13 protein-coding genes are annotated in these 15,223 nt (G+C 47.1%); 9 read left to right on the top strand and 4 right to left on the bottom strand.

What is annotated here, in order from left to right:
- Positions 1 to 104: 104 nt before the first annotated feature.
- The 3 genes from lysA (at position 105) to ACSQ2E_RS17500 (ending at position 3,396) form a co-directional block, all read left to right on the top strand.
- A complete protein-coding gene (lysA, locus tag ACSQ2E_RS17510) occupies positions 105 to 1,391 on the top strand; it encodes a diaminopimelate decarboxylase (protein ID WP_435992604.1) in 1,287 nt (428 codons plus the stop codon).
- 110 nt (positions 1,392 to 1,501) lie between these two features.
- The gene (locus tag ACSQ2E_RS17505) at positions 1,502 to 2,371 is read left to right on the top strand and encodes an ABC transporter permease subunit (protein WP_435992602.1); all 870 of its coding nucleotides are present in this window, start codon (positions 1,502 to 1,504) and stop codon (positions 2,369 to 2,371) included.
- Positions 2,368 to 3,396, top strand: coding sequence for an ABC transporter permease subunit (locus tag ACSQ2E_RS17500; RefSeq protein WP_435992600.1), 1,029 nt, complete (start codon positions 2,368 to 2,370; stop codon positions 3,394 to 3,396). Before ACSQ2E_RS17505 ends, ACSQ2E_RS17500 begins: the two co-directional genes overlap by 4 nt.
- Positions 3,397 to 3,623: 227 nt before the next feature.
- Here ACSQ2E_RS17500 and ACSQ2E_RS17495 read toward each other — a convergent pair whose 3' ends face one another.
- On the bottom strand, positions 3,624 to 4,331 hold the full coding sequence (locus ACSQ2E_RS17495) for a DUF1836 domain-containing protein (protein WP_435992598.1): 708 nt from the start codon (positions 4,329 to 4,331) through the stop codon (positions 3,624 to 3,626).
- 157 nt (positions 4,332 to 4,488) lie between these two features.
- Between ACSQ2E_RS17495 and htpX the strand changes: the two genes are divergently transcribed.
- The 3 genes from htpX (at position 4,489) to rlmD (ending at position 8,233) form a co-directional block, all read left to right on the top strand.
- Entirely contained in the window at positions 4,489 to 5,370 is an 882-nt protein-coding gene (gene htpX / locus ACSQ2E_RS17490; RefSeq protein WP_435992596.1) for a protease HtpX, read from the top strand.
- Positions 5,371 to 5,541: 171 nt separating this feature from the next.
- The gene (locus tag ACSQ2E_RS17485; RefSeq protein WP_435992594.1) at positions 5,542 to 6,708 is read left to right on the top strand and encodes an N-acetylmuramoyl-L-alanine amidase family protein; all 1,167 of its coding nucleotides are present in this window, start codon (positions 5,542 to 5,544) and stop codon (positions 6,706 to 6,708) included.
- 160 nt (positions 6,709 to 6,868) lie between these two features.
- Positions 6,869 to 8,233, top strand: a complete 1,365-nt coding sequence (gene rlmD, locus ACSQ2E_RS17480) for a 23S rRNA (uracil(1939)-C(5))-methyltransferase RlmD (RefSeq protein WP_435994615.1) — start codon at positions 6,869 to 6,871, stop codon at positions 8,231 to 8,233.
- A gap of 133 nt (positions 8,234 to 8,366) precedes the next feature.
- Here the strand turns inward: rlmD and ACSQ2E_RS17475 are convergent, their stop codons facing one another.
- Genes ACSQ2E_RS17475 through ACSQ2E_RS17465 form a run of 3 tightly spaced genes read right to left on the bottom strand, consistent with a single transcriptional unit; the run spans position 8,367 to position 10,884 of the window.
- The gene (locus ACSQ2E_RS17475; RefSeq protein ID WP_435992592.1) at positions 8,367 to 8,960 is read right to left on the bottom strand and encodes a hypothetical protein; all 594 of its coding nucleotides are present in this window, start codon (positions 8,958 to 8,960) and stop codon (positions 8,367 to 8,369) included.
- The gene (locus ACSQ2E_RS17470; RefSeq protein ID WP_435992590.1) at positions 8,957 to 9,982 is read right to left on the bottom strand and encodes an ABC transporter permease subunit; all 1,026 of its coding nucleotides are present in this window, start codon (positions 9,980 to 9,982) and stop codon (positions 8,957 to 8,959) included. Before ACSQ2E_RS17470 ends, ACSQ2E_RS17475 begins: the two co-directional genes overlap by 4 nt.
- Complete coding sequence (locus ACSQ2E_RS17465) at positions 9,979 to 10,884, bottom strand: ABC transporter permease subunit (RefSeq protein WP_435992588.1); 906 nt, start codon at positions 10,882 to 10,884, stop codon at positions 9,979 to 9,981. The genes ACSQ2E_RS17470 and ACSQ2E_RS17465 overlap by 4 nt, the downstream gene beginning before the upstream one ends.
- Before the next feature lie 160 nt (positions 10,885 to 11,044).
- Between ACSQ2E_RS17465 and ACSQ2E_RS17460 the strand changes: the two genes are divergently transcribed.
- The 3 genes from ACSQ2E_RS17460 (at position 11,045) to ACSQ2E_RS17450 (ending at position 15,102) form a co-directional block, all read left to right on the top strand.
- The gene (locus tag ACSQ2E_RS17460; protein WP_435992586.1) at positions 11,045 to 12,439 is read left to right on the top strand and encodes an amino acid permease; all 1,395 of its coding nucleotides are present in this window, start codon (positions 11,045 to 11,047) and stop codon (positions 12,437 to 12,439) included.
- 106 nt (positions 12,440 to 12,545) lie between these two features.
- Complete coding sequence (locus tag ACSQ2E_RS17455) at positions 12,546 to 13,994, top strand: protein adenylyltransferase SelO (protein ID WP_435992584.1); 1,449 nt, start codon at positions 12,546 to 12,548, stop codon at positions 13,992 to 13,994.
- A gap of 73 nt (positions 13,995 to 14,067) precedes the next feature.
- Positions 14,068 to 15,102 (top strand): zinc-binding dehydrogenase, encoded by a 1,035-nt coding sequence (locus ACSQ2E_RS17450; protein ID WP_435992582.1) that lies wholly within the window; start codon positions 14,068 to 14,070, stop codon positions 15,100 to 15,102.
- Positions 15,103 to 15,223: the final 121 nt, after the last annotated feature.

Genomic DNA, 15,223 nt, shown 5'->3' with positions numbered 1-15,223 from the left:
ATAGTCTTCATCTTGTTTCCGTAAACTTTGATGAAAAACCGTATGAGCATCTGCTTCATACGGTTTTTTGTGTTTTTTTTAGAGAGTCTAAAGGAGTTTAGGATATGAGTACAGTTGATGTGAATGTTCAAGGAGATTTAATGATCGGTGGGCTGGGTACAGGTGAATTGGTGGAAAGATATGGCACCCCCCTGATGGTTTATGATAAAGGGAAGATCCGTGGGAATGCGAAATTGTTCCGGGATGCATTCAATGAAAGTGGTCTGAAATATCAGGTGGCATATGCGAGTAAGGCATTTCTTTGTAAAGAAATGGTGCGCTTGGCGGAACAGGAAAACCTATCGTTGGATGTCGTCTCTGGCGGGGAATTGTATACGGCACTTGAAGCTGGATTCCCGGCGGCACGCATTCATTTTCACGGGAACAACAAGTCCGAAGAGGAGCTTTTAATGGCTCTTGAAGCTGAAATCGGCTGCTTTGTCGTCGATAGTTTCCTTGAACTTGAACTGCTGCATGACCTGGCAAAAGAGCGGGAGCAGGAGGTGCAGATCCTCATCAGGGTCACACCGGGCGTGGAAGCCCATACCCATGAATACATCACGACGGGCCAGGAAGATTCGAAATTCGGATTCAGCATTTCAAACGGACAGGCGGCCACGGCGATTCAGCTTGCGATTAGAAAGCCATACTTCTCATTGCTCGGTCTCCATTCCCATATCGGATCCCAGATCTTTGAACAGGAAGGCTTCGATCAGGCGATCCTGGTACTGTCTGATTTCATGCAGCGGATACGGATTGATTTGGACGTCACGATGCCGGTGTTGAATATCGGTGGAGGTTTTGGTGTCCGGTACACGGAAGAAGACCAGCCTTTGCCGATTCCGACCTATGTCAAAGGAATAACGGATAGTGTGAAGAACTATTTTGCCAAAAATGAATACCCACTCCCGGAAGTATGGGTGGAGCCTGGTCGAAGCATGGTGGCAGAAGCGGGTACGACGTTATACAAAGTGGGTTCGAAGAAAATCATCCCGGAAGTGCGTACGTATGTGGCGATTGACGGAGGGATGACGGATAATATAAGACCGGCTCTGTATCAGGCGAAGTATCATGCAGTACTTGCCAACCGTCCAAATGAGGAATGTACGGAACGTGTGAGCATTGCGGGGAAATGTTGCGAATCTGGTGACATGCTCATCTGGGACCTGATGCTGCCGCCGACGAATTACGGTGATATCCTGGCTGTCTTCAGTACGGGGGCATACGGGTATTCTATGGCGAGTAACTATAACCGGATACCGAGACCTGCTGTTGTGTTTGTGGATAACGGGGTATCCCGGGTCGTGATCGAACGGGAGACGTATGCGGATCTTGTAAGGAAAGATCGGTAGGGAAGAGAGAGGTGGAGTCCAAAAGGGTTTCCACCTTTTTTTATGGGATTTTTTGGGTGACTATGGTAATATAAAGGAAACTTTATCCAATGAATTCGGAGGATCAATCTATGAATCTCAAATCGATCGGTTCCATGGTGATGAAATTTGTCTTCGTTCTGTTCGGGATCGTCCTCCTGACGGCACTCATCGGTTTGTTCAATGATGGCGTGGACCTCAGCCTGCAACAATATATGCTCAACATTGTGGAGATTTCAACATCCCTCGTCCATTCTGAGTCGATGACCATCACGAATGAATCGAACAACTCGTATCCGATGTTCCCGGCATTCTGGGAGCCGTATTTCTATTCTGTTTCAATCTTTTTGTCTGCCTTTCTTTTATCCGTCCTTATGGGCATCTTCCTTGCGTACTTCACACATTTGCTGCCCTCCCGTTGGTCAAAGTTCATCCTTAGAGTGACAAATCTTCTCGAGTCCACACCTGATATCTTCATCTTGATTGTCATTCAATACAGCGTCATCCTCATTTTGAAAGAGACGGGTGTGCTGCTGTTCCCTATTGTCGGCTCTCAGGAAAAGGTGTATCTCGTTCCGGTTGTGACCCTGTCCATCTTGCCGACAATCATGTTGTTCCGGATCATCTATCTACTGGTCAATGATGAATACGGGAAGACGTATGTTGATCTGATCAGAAGCAGGGGGATGTCCAAGCACTCGATTTTCTTCATCCATGTCCTGCGGAATATCGCGTTCAGCTTATTGAATCATTCCAAATCTATCATTCTTTTTCTCTTATCTTCCTTAATCGTGTTTGAAAGATTATTTAATATTTATGGCATCACACACTTCATCCTGTCATTCTCTCAAATGGATGTGATCTGTTTCAGTCTGATCATGTTTTATCTGCCTGCTTTTGTCCTGCTCATCCTCATCAGGCTCATCGTTGATCGGAAAACCGGGCAGAAGGTGGTGATATGATGTTGAAAAAACTGATGAAGAATCGGTCATTTATAATGGGGTTTATTTTTCTGTTCGGTATGTTTGCCGCAAGTCTTGTTTACTATGTTGGCTGGGGGGATGAGGTGCCGAAGCTGGATCTTGTGAAAAATGAAGAGGGGGATTTTCTCAGCCCTCCATACTCCCCGATAGAGTCTCCACCACTTGGCACCGACAATTTTAACCGGAATATCTTCTCTCTTATCATTGTTGGGGCGAAATATACAATAGGGGCAGCGCTCTTGATCACGCTATGCAGGGTATTGCCTTCCGTTTTGATGGGGTTGGTACTACATTTCTACTTGAAACCAATCAGGAGAATCATTGATAACATTGTGGATGCCGCAAACTATTTTCCGCCGACGTTATTATCTTTTTTATTATTGAATTGGATGTTGCTGGATGGGCCGTTACATCATCCTGAGGGATTCCCTTATGATTTTACGGATAAAACGATTTTTTACCTGATCATTCTTATCGTGATTTCACTTCCGAGTCTGACACTGCTATTTACGAATGAATATGACCGGATCATGAGTCAAGAGTTTATAGATAGTGCGAAAGTGCTGGGGGCAACGAAGCGTCATTACATCAGAAATCATATTCGCCCCTTTATTCTTCCGCAGATTCTTCTCGTGTCGATCCGGGAATTTATGATCATCATGCTGTTGATTGCACATCTTGGGGTTTTGAACATTTATATCGGGGGATCGTCACTTAAGGTAGACCTTTTTGACAATCCGTTCCTGGCTTCCATTTCTCATGAATGGTCGGGTCTCCTCGGCGGCTGGTGGCAATTCCTGTGGACGACCTATCCGTGGATTTCTTTCATCCCCGTCGTTTTCTTTACCTTGACGATCCTGTCGGCAAAGCTGATGCTGATCGGGGCGACGCAAGTGGTGGAAACCCTGGTGGAATCTTCAACAGATAAAGGTTCGGCTGAAGAAATCCAAAACCGATGCCTAAAAGACAAAGAAATGTTCCAACTTGTGAAAGAGACGAAGTGAGAGGCTATATCTATTGGTCCGTGAAATTATTAAGGCTTATGAATTGAGACAGATTGTAGGGAAGAAGATGCCTTAATCAAGGCATCTTCTTCAATTTCAATCAAACTATTTGGGTTATCACTTTTAGAGAGGGACGGACCTATGATTTTCATGAGAAACCCAAGGGGGACGGGCCTTCATTTGCAAAAATGAAGGTCCGTCCCTCTGTGCCTTCCTCGCATTTTCCGTTAAGATAAGGCATCCATTACATATTTCTTCGTGGCAGCCTGATAAAATCCAGCCTGGACCGTCAAGACGGATACAATCATGGCATTAAGGACTTTGGTTAGGTTTTCTTCTGCAATCCCGTCAAGCGTCCCTAGCATCGTTCGGCACTCTTCCTTGATGAATTCGTCAATATGTTCGTTGACTGACCCATCTGCCGTTTTGATGGACGGGAGGGATTGGTGGTGGATCTGATCGAAGACAGATGCATAGGCAAGATAAAGATCCGTAGGGTTAATGATGTCATCGGTGCGGTCTTCGATATTATTGAATACAAGGGTCAGGATCTTACGGATGGATTCAAAATCCAATGTCGCTTTGAGATCTTCGACGATGAACAGCATGGCAGCCTGTTCCGTAGTGTATTTTTTACCGAGTTGCGGGGAACCAATCAACCCTTTTACATCCCGCTTCACCCAGTTCTGGACGGTGCTTTGGGGGAAATTGGTGAATTCGATCAAATTTCCAAGGGACACGATTTCATTGAGGGAAAAACCGATTTCACCTTTGGTGGGTTTAAGGATTTTTCGAATGATGGGTGGACGCTCGCTTTCCTGGACCAGATCCGACCAAACTCCCCCAATCACCTCATGTGGAGTCCTGCTCGCAGTGCCGTTCAGAGACAGCAGCAGGTCGGCCATATTTTTGCGTGTCAGTTTAAACGTTTCCATCGTGATTCCCCCGTCTCTTTTGCAAATATCTTCTTCTATACTACTGGTTAGGTGGTGACTCGTCAATTTCACCTTTTGCTTGTATTTTACACATGAAAGATTTATAATAGAATCAGATACAGGTTCTTTTGAACTTGAAATAGGAGTGAGAATCAAGATGGGGAAACGTATATTTTACTTCCTGTTAACGAACGTTTTAGTACTACTGACGATTAGTATCATTTTTTCCGTCACAGGAGCGGGGAATTATATCACTGCTTCAGGCGGATTAGATTTAGGTGCATTGCTTGTATTCAGTGCGATCATCGGTTTTTCCGGAGCTTTCATCTCTTTGGCGATGTCACGCTGGATGGCGAAGAGGATGATGGGTGTCCAGGTGTTGAATCCGGATGGCGCTTTATCTTCTGAGGAACGTGCCGTGATCGAGAAAGTCCACCGTCTATCAAGAGCGGCAGGACTCACGCATATGCCGGAAGTGGGAATCTATCACTCTCCTGAAGTGAATGCATTTGCCACAGGTCCTTCGAAGAAACGCTCACTTGTTGCCGTTTCGACTGGATTGCTTCGTGAAATGGATGATGATGCGGTGGAAGGCGTCATTGCCCATGAAGTGGCCCACGTTGCGAACGGTGATATGGTAACGATGACCCTGCTCCAAGGTGTGGTCAATACATTCGTTGTCTTCCTGGCGCGGATCGCCGCATGGATTGCGTCCCGATTTGCAAGGGAAGAAATGGCACCGATTGTTCATTTCATTGCCGTAATTGTCTTCCAGATCGTCTTCTCGATCCTGGGAAGTCTCGTTGTCTTCGCTTATTCACGTCATCGTGAGTATCATGCAGATAGAGGCGGAGCGGATCTTGCCGGTAAGGATAAAATGGTCCATGCCCTGCAGATGCTGAAAGCTTACTCAAGCCGGATGAAGGGGGAAGACGACACTGCGATTTCTACGTTGAAAATCAATGGACGACGTAAATCAGCGATGTTCTCGACTCACCCGGATTTGGATGAGCGGATCAGTCGCTTGCAGGCGAAATAATAGAAGAGTAAAAAGGTGTCTGACTCCGATAAGGGGAGTCGGGCACCTTTTTTATGTTATCTGATGACAAAGTCATGAACGGATGCATTTATATTCTTTTATACTTTTTCCCCTCGCCGTGACCATTTGTACAAGCTGTGAATATTTTACTAGTAAAGGAGGATACAAAATATGGCAAAAGCTAGTGATTATTTAATAGCATTGGATGATGGTCACGGTCTCGGGACAGCTGGTAAACGGACGCCTTATATTCCGTCTATCGGAAGGCAGATCCGGGAAAACGAGTTCAATGAGAAAGTGACCTTATTTTTAAAATTGGAATTGGAGAGATGCGGATTCCGGACGCTGTTAACAGCTCCGACGGATGCAGATACTCCGCTTCAGGCGAGAACCGATGCCGCTAATTCCATGGGGGCAGATGCACTGGTTTCCAACCACTATAATGCCTTTGATGGGAAGTTTGATGGCCCGGGGAAGGATGCAGAAGGGCGTTCGCTTCATGTATATTATAACGATGCAAAGGATAGAAAACTTGCTGAGAATATTGCGAAGTACTTGAAACAGGGGACGAAGCAGGTGTACCGGGGGATTATTGAGCAAAATCTTCATATGACAAGGGAGTTCAATGGTCCGGCGGTGCTTGTAGAGAATGGCTTCATGGATAATGAGAGGGAAGCGTTGCTCATGATCAACGAGGATTTTCAGCGTGAGACGGCAAGGGAGCAGGCACTGGGAGTGTGTGATTTCTTCGGGGTGTCTTATGTGGCTGCAGGTAATGGTGGGAACGTTGGGTCACCTCCCGCTTCCGGTGGGACAAGCAGTGGGAATTTTGTCGGCAAGCGCGTTGAGAGTATTTATAAAGGAGCAGAAGGTCTTGACTTCTACAGCCGGCCGACCTTCGATGATACCTACCGTGCTGGAATATTGAAGTACGGGTATGGATTTCCGACGATTGTCCGGAAGCTGAAGGTGGAAGGTGCCGATATGTATGAAGTCATGAACTCCAGGGGCTATGTGTTTTATGTGACGGCATCACCGAAATATGTGAAGGTGGAAGGAAGTGGACAGCAGGGGGGACCAGTCTCACCGCCACCTGTACCAGGAGGACCGATTGCCATTGGGGAAATCACCATTATTGGCGTCGCGAATGCCGCCATCATACAAGATCGTCCGGATCGCTTGACCTCAAAAGATCTGGGTACCATTAGAAAAGGCCGTACCCTTCCCGTCACGGGATCCGTCAGGGGGGAAAACAGCAGCTCAGGCTATTGGGAAGTCGTCTACAACGGAAGAAGAGCTTATATTACCGGTGAATTCGGAAGTTACAAAGCCTATTAGTCTGTTCACATCAAAGAAGGGGCCTTACACTTAAGGCTTTTTTTTTGTGCTACTTGCCCCTATATCCTTGTTGCATTCCGCCTCCATTTTTAATAAAGTATAGAGTTAGAGAGCAAGTTGAAGGAGGACGTAGAAATTGTCGAATATCAAACCAGAAACGATGGTTGCCACTATAGAAGAGTTAGATCAAAAAGGGTCCGGACAGGCTGTGATCTGGCGTGAGAATGAGCTTGGGAATCCGAAGAAGCTGCGACTTACGATCCCTCAGACCCTGATCGGGGAAAAGGTGAAGGTGACGGTCGATCAGCCGGACCGTAGAAGACGTAAGGCAATGGCGGATGAAATCCTGGAGACGAACCCGGAACGTATCGCCCCGCCTTGTCCTCATTTTGAACGCTGCGGAGGTTGTGTGTGGCAGCATTGGGACTATGAAGGTCAGCTGAAGCACAAGACGGATCATGTAAAGGAAGCTTTAATAGGACAGGGCTACGACCCCGCTCTCGTCCGTGAGACCATAGGGATGGACAACCCGTGGCGCTACCGCAATAAGATGGAATTTACTTTTTCACCTGAAGGGGCACTTGGTTTACATGAGCAGGGGAATTTCCGTAAGATCATTTCCCTTGAAACTTGCCTAATCGCGAGTGAGGAGATGGTAGAAGCGACGATGGAAGTTTCTGATTGGGTAAAAGATCATGCCTTGCAAGGTTACGACAAGGACAAGCATGAAGGGTTATTACGTCATTTAATGGTCCGCCAATCGTTTGCGACAGGTGAATTGATGCTTGCCCTGTTCGCAACCGAGGCACCTGAAGCCTATTCAGAAGCCGTTGCCGATTTAAAGAAACGTGTCGGCGAGAAATTCCCTCATGTGAAAAGCTTATTATGGCTAGAAAACACGGCATGGGCAGATCGTACGCAGGCGGAGGAGATCCATCTGTTGGACGGACGGGATTTCATCTATGACGAAATGGACGGGTATCGTTTCCGTCTATGGTTCGATACGTTCTTCCAAACGAATCCGACACAGGCCCAGAAGCTTGTGGACCTGGCGGTTGAAATGAGCCAGCCGAAGAAAACGGAGAAGATGATCGATCTTTTCTGCGGAGTAGGAACGTTCTCCCTTCCATTTGCAAGCAAAGTAGGGGAGCTTGCCGGGATCGAGATCGTGGAAAGCTCCATCGAATCGGCGAAACGGAATGCAGATGATAATGGGATCTCGAACACCACATTCCTCGCAAAGGATGCACGGAAAGGAATCGACCAGATGCTCGAAACGTTCGGTCATCCACAGCTGTTGATGCTTGATCCGCCGCGTTCCGGAGCCGGCGGGAAAGTGATGAGACGAATCGGTCGCGCGAAGCCGGAGCGGATCGTGTACGTTTCATGCAACCCGGATACGTTCGCGACGGATATCAAGGAGCTTGAGCCATTCGGCTACACCCTTGATGCCGTTCAACCTGTGGACCTGTTCCCTCATACGGTGCATGTGGAATGTGTTGCGACACTGACATTGAATTCATAAAAAACCGGTTCCCTTCGGAGAAATCCCTGACGCCAAACTCAGCGTCAGGGATTTTTCAATGCTAAGAGGGACTGATCTCCCATTGAGGCTTCAACCAAGAATGTCTGACAGTAAGAGGTCCGTCCCTCATTCCTCACTTTAGTGCCCTGGATTTTTTCGGGATGTTGGTGAGGTTCCATTTGGCACCGTCCCCTTTTGGGTCTGTGATACTGACGATTGGGGCGACTTTGATCATCCCGGATAGTGTGTTGCCATTATACTCGAAATCGAGGTAACCGATGTTCCGGGCGATGTTCTCTCCCCAGAAGCCGTAGATTTCCTGAATCCTGGATTTTTGGATGGCGGGGTTAAAGAGGACCTCCAGCTTGTAGCGGGATTGCGGATTGACCCGGTCCACTTTGATTTGGAAGTTCCCTTTATCGTCCACTACCCCGGTACTTTCCGTCACATATTCATCCGTTTCTTCCCCCTGCCAGTTGATGACCCTGGCGTAGGATTCCATTTCTCCATAATCTTTGAGGCCAGCAAATATGATGCTGTCCTCTGGAAGATTGGATTTGCCTTCAACGATTAGTTCTTTTCCTTGAAGGGAGACGGTGCCGCTCATTTCAATCCTCACCCCGGACGGCGCTTCTGGTTTATGAGGAAGTTCCGTTGCCATTTCAACCCTGCATCCGGTCAGTACGGTTAGAATGGCAAATAGGATCAATAGTAGTTGATTTCTCAATGGAATTCCTCCCTTGAGCGGTTTGTAAACGTGAATGGGTCATCAAACATGGACGAAGGCGGCGTCTGTATTGAATGGGGCTTTGCTTCTCCGATGGGGAGGTTATCTTCAAGCAGAACCTCTTTTAAGAATCTGGTCACTTCATTGATGCAAAAGATGGCTGTCGCAAAAAATACTAGTGGAGTCAGCACCAACCACGTATGAAGAAAAACCATTTGGATATTGATGCTCATCGTCGCTGCCCATTCATTTGTATAAGAGAAGTATTCAGGTATGTGCTCCATGATCCCGAACTCCGCTATCTTCAGCCCTCCCAAACAGATATGGAGAACCCCAAGTTGAATGAGAAGGTATAAGGTCTGTGATATTTGCTCTGAAAACATGACAAGGGCATGACGGCTGAACTGTGGACGCAGGTGCCGCTTGATGATATGGAATTTCGATGCCCCGATTTGTCTCGATACACTAACGAAATCATTCTTTAAGTACTCCTTCATTTCTTCCCCAATATACAAGCCGAGAGAAGGGATCACGATGATGGCGATCACGAAAACTTCAATGACCAGAAACCTAAACGAAAACATTGCCTCTGCTTCAAAGGCAAGCTGCAGGGGAGTGAGGAGAACGAAAGCAATGATCGCAAGCGGGATGAAGTTGAATGTATCCCCGATTCCCTTAAGCATCTGCCTGGCCCAATCAGGAAGGAAAGCATATACAAGACCGAACGCAAACCCACCGGCCATGCGGAGAAGGGCGATGATCATGGCCGACAGCAAGGTATACTTTGCACCGGACAATAGCAAATAAAATAGATTCCGGCCGAGTTTATCACTTCCCAGCGGCTTCATTTCCTTCATCGTATATGGTGGATCTGCAATGATCTTCCCTGCTTCATCCTTCAAATAAGGGGGGCCGGGTTCCAATAGCTCCGGATAGACGGTTGGCACGATGAAACTTGCTGAGATCAGAATCAGAAGAAAGCCTAACGGCAGCCAGAATCGTGGTGATTTTAACACTCTCATGAACTGACCTCCTCTCCCGATAACCATTTCTTTAGAAAAACGGCTCCCATAGTGAAAATAAGAAAAAACGGTATGTAAATCATCAGCATACCGACGAAAAACGCACTTGGCGTATTCCTTGAAACATCGAGAAGTACATTCATAAATCCGTTGATATTAAAAAGGATTTCGATGATCAACAGATTTGAAAGCATCAAAAGAAAAATCGGCTTAATATGAAAATAAAAGTGAAGCCACACATTTCGAAATAAATGAACCCATATCGTATACGCTTTTGAGAACCCCTTAGAATGTGAGTACTCTACGTAAGGTTTCTCTTCTTCTTCCCGAAGCTGGAATAAGAAATGCTTTGTTAAAAACGCAATCGGCATGATGGCAAGACAAATAATCGGAAGCAGATAAATCTTTTCATCGCCTAAGGTATAGATGTCAAAAAGCAAAATATCCGTTTTCTTGAAAAACCAGACGATAAACAGCTGGATGATCACGATGATCATGACGTCGGGAAGGGAGTCCAGTGAGTCGAGTAAACGGAAGCAGATACGATACACCTTCTTTGGCAGAAACATAAACAAATAGCTCACAAGGGAAGACGTGATGGCAGCAAGGAAAAAAGCCATGACTAATAGTGAGAATGAGTAACCGAACAATTGAAAGAATAGCGGGTAAAGCGGATAGCTTTTATAGTCCATCGGATCCCCGACTCTGAAAATGAGAGAAGTGGGATGGAGCATTTCACGTCCAATCTCCTGAAGGGTTTGAAGATATTTCCCCAGCATGATGACTAATTCAGTATCGTATGCAAGCAAGGAACCTGCGCCGCTGAAAAGGAATAGACCGATACATGTAAGCAAGAACTGAATGGGTAGACCGACGACATGGAATCTTTTCAGTAGAAACACCCCCATGATCTTTTAGGCCAATTATAACGGTTCGTGACAATAATTTCAAAATAATTTAAATTTTTACAATTATGTTAATCCAACGGGTGTTAGCCGCTTGTATAGTAATCCCATCTGATGAAAAACCTATGGATATACATACATACGAAAGGATGGTTGAATGAAAGACGAGCATTTATTGACCCAGACGGTAGCCCACCACCAACAGAAGAAGCAGGAGAAAAGGGAAGGAACCAAGCTCAGCTGGTGGCAGCTTTCCCTGATTGGGATCGGATCCGTCATCGGAGCAGGATTCTTTCTCGGAACGGGGTTATCCATCAAGACGGCCGGCCCGTCCATTCTCATCGATTACATCATCGCTGGAGTGACGGCGTATTTCGTATTCAGTGCCCTGGCGGAAATGATCACGAATGATCCACAAAAGGGGACGTTCCGAATTTACGCGAAGAAGGCATTCGGACATTCATTCGGGTTTGTCTCAGGGTGGATGTACTGGCTATCGGGCATCCTGATTATGTCCAGTGAAATCGTGGCGTTATCGACGTTCACCCAGTTTTGGTTTCCCCACGTCCCGTTATGGATTTTCTCCATTCTTTATGCGGTCCTGGGTTTTGGCATCAATCTACTGGGGGCGAGTAATTTCGGGAAGATCGAATCGATATTTGCCGTGATCAAATTGTCGACCTTGCTTATATTCATCATTTTCGGGGCCCTGCTATTATTTCATATCATCACGCCATCCGAGCTTCAATCTGCTAAAAATGCCGGTATTTCCCCTTTTATGCCAATGGGTATCAAGGGTACATGGGCGGCTTTGATTTTTGTGTTTTTTTCATTCGGTGGCATTGCCGTTCTCGGTATCGCCTCGAATGAACTGCGTGACAAGAAAGATGTCCCGAAAGCGGGGAAGGGCACGCTGTTTTCCCTGGTGACGGTGTATGTTCTTTCCTTGTTCTTTGTCATGAGTATGGTGTCCTGGAGGAAGATCAACGAAACGGAAAGTCCATTTGTAACGGCACTCTCCGCTTATCATATCCCGTTCCTTGATTCGATTTTCAACATCATTATTATCAGTGCGGCCTTCTCGACGATGGTCGGGGCCTTATTCTCCATTACGAATGTGATGATTTCCCTGGCTGTCGATGGAGATGCACCCAGAGGATTCGCTGAAAAAAATGATCAGGGTGTGGCAGTGAAATCCTTGATGATCACAGCGGTCGGGCTCGGGATATCGATTCTGTTTTCCTTTCTTCTTCCTAATGAAGTGTATGAATATATCACCACTGCAGCCGGAGTCATGTTGATCCTGAACTGGGGCATCATCCTTGTATCCCATATTAAACTCCATCCTTCCTACGATGCAGCGAATGGAAAGTTTAAGATGTTTGGATATCCCTTTACCTCCTACCTTGGGATCGCGCTGATACTCCTGGCAATTTCAGGTGCGATGGTCCACGGGAATCAACGGATTGGCTTGTTCATCTCATTAGGGTTGATCCTAGTGATCTATCTTTCTTATTGGGGTATTTTCCAGAGGGGCCATAAAGGACACTAGAGGAAAAGAACGGTATAATGAAGAGGAGATAAAAGGGAACTTCACCAAAAAATCATAGAACACATCTATGGTTTTTTGTTTATTTATTAAAAAGGAGGAGAGGACGATGATGGAAAAGAATGCAGGTTGGAATCTCGAAACCAGTTATAGAAGTCTTCCTGGAACATTTTTCACCAGCCAGGATCCTGAACCGGTGCGTGACCCAAAGCTGATGGTTCTCAATGAGCAGGTTGCTGAGTCCCTGGGGCTTGATGCAGAAAAACTGGAAGCGGGTGTCTTGTCGGGCAATGAAATCCCTGAAGGAGCCGAGCCCCTTGCTCAAGCCTATGCAGGCCACCAGTTCGGACATTTGAATATGCTGGGTGATGGACGGGCTGTCCTGATTGGCGAGCAGATCACGCCGGAGGGAAAACGATTCGATATTCAGCTTAAAGGGGGAGGAAGAACCCCTTATTCCCGTGGAGGGGACGGGCGCGCAGGACTCGGTCCCATGCTCCGGGAGCACATCATCAGTGAAGCCATGCACGGACTTGGGATTCCTACTACCAGGAGCTTGGCAGTGGTGACAACGGGTGAGCCGATTTACCGGGAAACGGAACAACGGGGTGCGATCTTGACCAGGGTGGCCGCCAGTCATCTCCGCGTCGGGACGTTCCAGTTTGCTTCAAGATTCGGGGAGGTAGATGATCTCCGGGCCCTTGCAGATTATGCACTGGAGCGCCACTATCCAGATGGCATGGATGCTCCAAACCGCTACCTTTTCCTACTGAAGGAAGTCATCAAACGACAGGCAGCCCTGATAGCCAAGTGGCAGATGGTGGGCTTCATCCACGGTGTCATGAACACGGACAATATGACGATCAGCGGGGAAACGATTGATTACGGACCTTGTGCCTTTATGGATACGTATGACCCGAATACGGTCTTCAGTTCCATCGATGCACAAGGGAGATATGCATACGGGAATCAGCCGCCGATTGCAGGATGGAACCTCGCCCGCTTTGCCGAAAGCTTGCTCCCGATCCTCCATCCTGAACAGGAAGAATCCCTCAAGCTTGCCCAGGAGGCGGTTCTCAAATTTCCGAAGTTGTATGAAGGACGCTGGCTTGACGGCATGAGGGCCAAGCTTGGGATATTCAATGAAGAAGAAGGGGATCGTGCACTTGCAGAAGAACTGCTGGATCTCATGCATAAGCATCAGTCAGACTTTACGAATTTGTTCCGGAGCCTGACACTGGGTCGTGAAGAGTCAGATGTATTCAACACACCTGAATTTACGTCTTGGAAGGAACGTTGGAAAGAAAGGCTGAGCAGACAGGAGGAGACGATGGAAGCGTCCAAGCAGCGGATGCGCACGAGCAATCCATCGGTCATCCCGCGTAACCATAGGGTGGAAGAAGCACTTCAGGCGGCAGTGGAAGAAAATGATTTCAGTGTGATGAACGACTTGCTTTCGGCTCTGGAAGATCCGTACGCTTACTCTCCCGGTCAGGAAGAGTATTGTACGCTTCCAAGTCCGACGAAACGTCCGTACCGTACCTATTGTGGAACTTAAAGATAGTGGGTTGAGGTTAGAGTTTTGGTTTTCGGCAACACTATAACCAGAATAATGGAAAGGTGGAACGCTCATGAAGGCCGTTCAAGTTACAGGATATGGAGATGTCGACAAGCTCGAAGTTGCTGAGATTCCGGTCCCCACCCCTCAAAAGGGTGAAGTCCTGGTCAAAGTAAAGGCGTGTGCCATCAACAATACTGAAATCTGGATGAGAGAAGGCGCCTATGGAACGGAAGAAAAATCAGGCTGGCGTCCTGAAGGCGTCCAGTTCCCACGGATTCCCGGTTCCGATATCACCGGTGAAATAGTAGAAGTGGGGGCCGATGTTTCTGAAGCCCTGTTGGGGAAACCAGTTGTCCTTTTTCCATTCACATCAAGTGGTACGGAAGGAAGCGAACATATATCAGACGATATGTCATTCATCGGTTCCGAATATGACGGCGGATATGCAGAATACGTCGTGTGGCCAGCAGAACTCTGTTATGACATGCCTCTCTCCGCATATGAAGAAAGTGCCGTGTTTTCCGTCAGCGGTTTGACGGCATGGCATATGGTGGAACAGATCCAGGCTAAGCCTTCGGAAACGATCGTCGTCACTGGTGCCAATGGCGGTGTGGGATCATTGAATGTTCAAATTGCATCCAGGGTTTTCGGATCAAAGGTCATTGCCATAGTAGGAGACTTGGCTTTAGAAGACAGGATGAAAGAGCTCGGTGCCACACACGTTCTGTCCTATAAGTCGCCAAACCTTGCCGGTGAAATACTTGATGTAAATGGAGGCCCGGTCGATTCCGTGTTGGATGTAGTAGGGGATGCACTATTCGAAACATCCCTTGAAGTCTTGAAAAAAGGCGGCAAGTTCTGCATATCCGGATCCGCCGGTGGTCAGAAAACACAACTCGACTTCAGGACCCTTTATTTAAAACATATCACGTTTTATGGGTCGGTGTTGGGAACCAGAGTAGAGTTCAAACGTATGCTTGATGCAATCTCTGAAGGGAAAATCAAGCCGGTCATTGACCGGACGTTCCCACTGGAACAAGCGGGTGAAGCACAAACCTATTTTAAACATTCAGGAAAGCTTGGCAAGATCGTCCTGCTTGCATGACATACATGCGATAAAGCTCGGAGTCATATGTGATTCCGGGCTTTTTTGCTGTGTAAAAGGATTGGGCGGGTGATACGCCGAACTATACACATATAGACTTTAAAGGGGGCGGTTCATAATG

This window comes from Rossellomorea sp. LjRoot5, assembly GCF_964253455.1.
GTDB lineage: Bacteria > Bacillota > Bacilli > Bacillales > Bacillaceae_B > Rossellomorea.
Note: the sequence above shows the minus strand (reverse complement) of the source record. Positions and strands in the feature narration are given on the sequence as shown.

What these genes read in the sequence shown, in the direction of transcription:
- ACSQ2E_RS17455 (WP_435992584.1), top strand. Translation starts at nt 12,546, where the DNA reads ATGATGGAAAAGAATGCAGGTTGGAATCTCGAAACCAGTTATAGAAGT.
- ACSQ2E_RS17505 (WP_435992602.1), top strand. Translation starts at nt 1,502, where the DNA reads ATGAATCTCAAATCGATCGGTTCCATGGTGATGAAATTTGTCTTCGTT.
- ACSQ2E_RS17470 (WP_435992590.1), bottom strand. Translation starts at nt 9,982, where the DNA reads ATGAGAGTGTTAAAATCACCACGATTCTGGCTGCCGTTAGGCTTTCTT.
- ACSQ2E_RS17485 (WP_435992594.1), top strand. Translation starts at nt 5,542, where the DNA reads ATGGCAAAAGCTAGTGATTATTTAATAGCATTGGATGATGGTCACGGT.
- ACSQ2E_RS17495 (WP_435992598.1), bottom strand. Translation starts at nt 4,331, where the DNA reads ATGGAAACGTTTAAACTGACACGCAAAAATATGGCCGACCTGCTGCTG.
- rlmD (WP_435994615.1), top strand. Translation starts at nt 6,869, where the DNA reads ATGGTTGCCACTATAGAAGAGTTAGATCAAAAAGGGTCCGGACAGGCT.
- ACSQ2E_RS17500 (WP_435992600.1), top strand. Translation starts at nt 2,368, where the DNA reads ATGATGTTGAAAAAACTGATGAAGAATCGGTCATTTATAATGGGGTTT.
- ACSQ2E_RS17450 (WP_435992582.1), top strand. Translation starts at nt 14,068, where the DNA reads ATGAAGGCCGTTCAAGTTACAGGATATGGAGATGTCGACAAGCTCGAA.
- ACSQ2E_RS17460 (WP_435992586.1), top strand. Translation starts at nt 11,045, where the DNA reads ATGAAAGACGAGCATTTATTGACCCAGACGGTAGCCCACCACCAACAG.
- htpX (WP_435992596.1), top strand. Translation starts at nt 4,489, where the DNA reads ATGGGGAAACGTATATTTTACTTCCTGTTAACGAACGTTTTAGTACTA.
- lysA (WP_435992604.1), top strand. Translation starts at nt 105, where the DNA reads ATGAGTACAGTTGATGTGAATGTTCAAGGAGATTTAATGATCGGTGGG.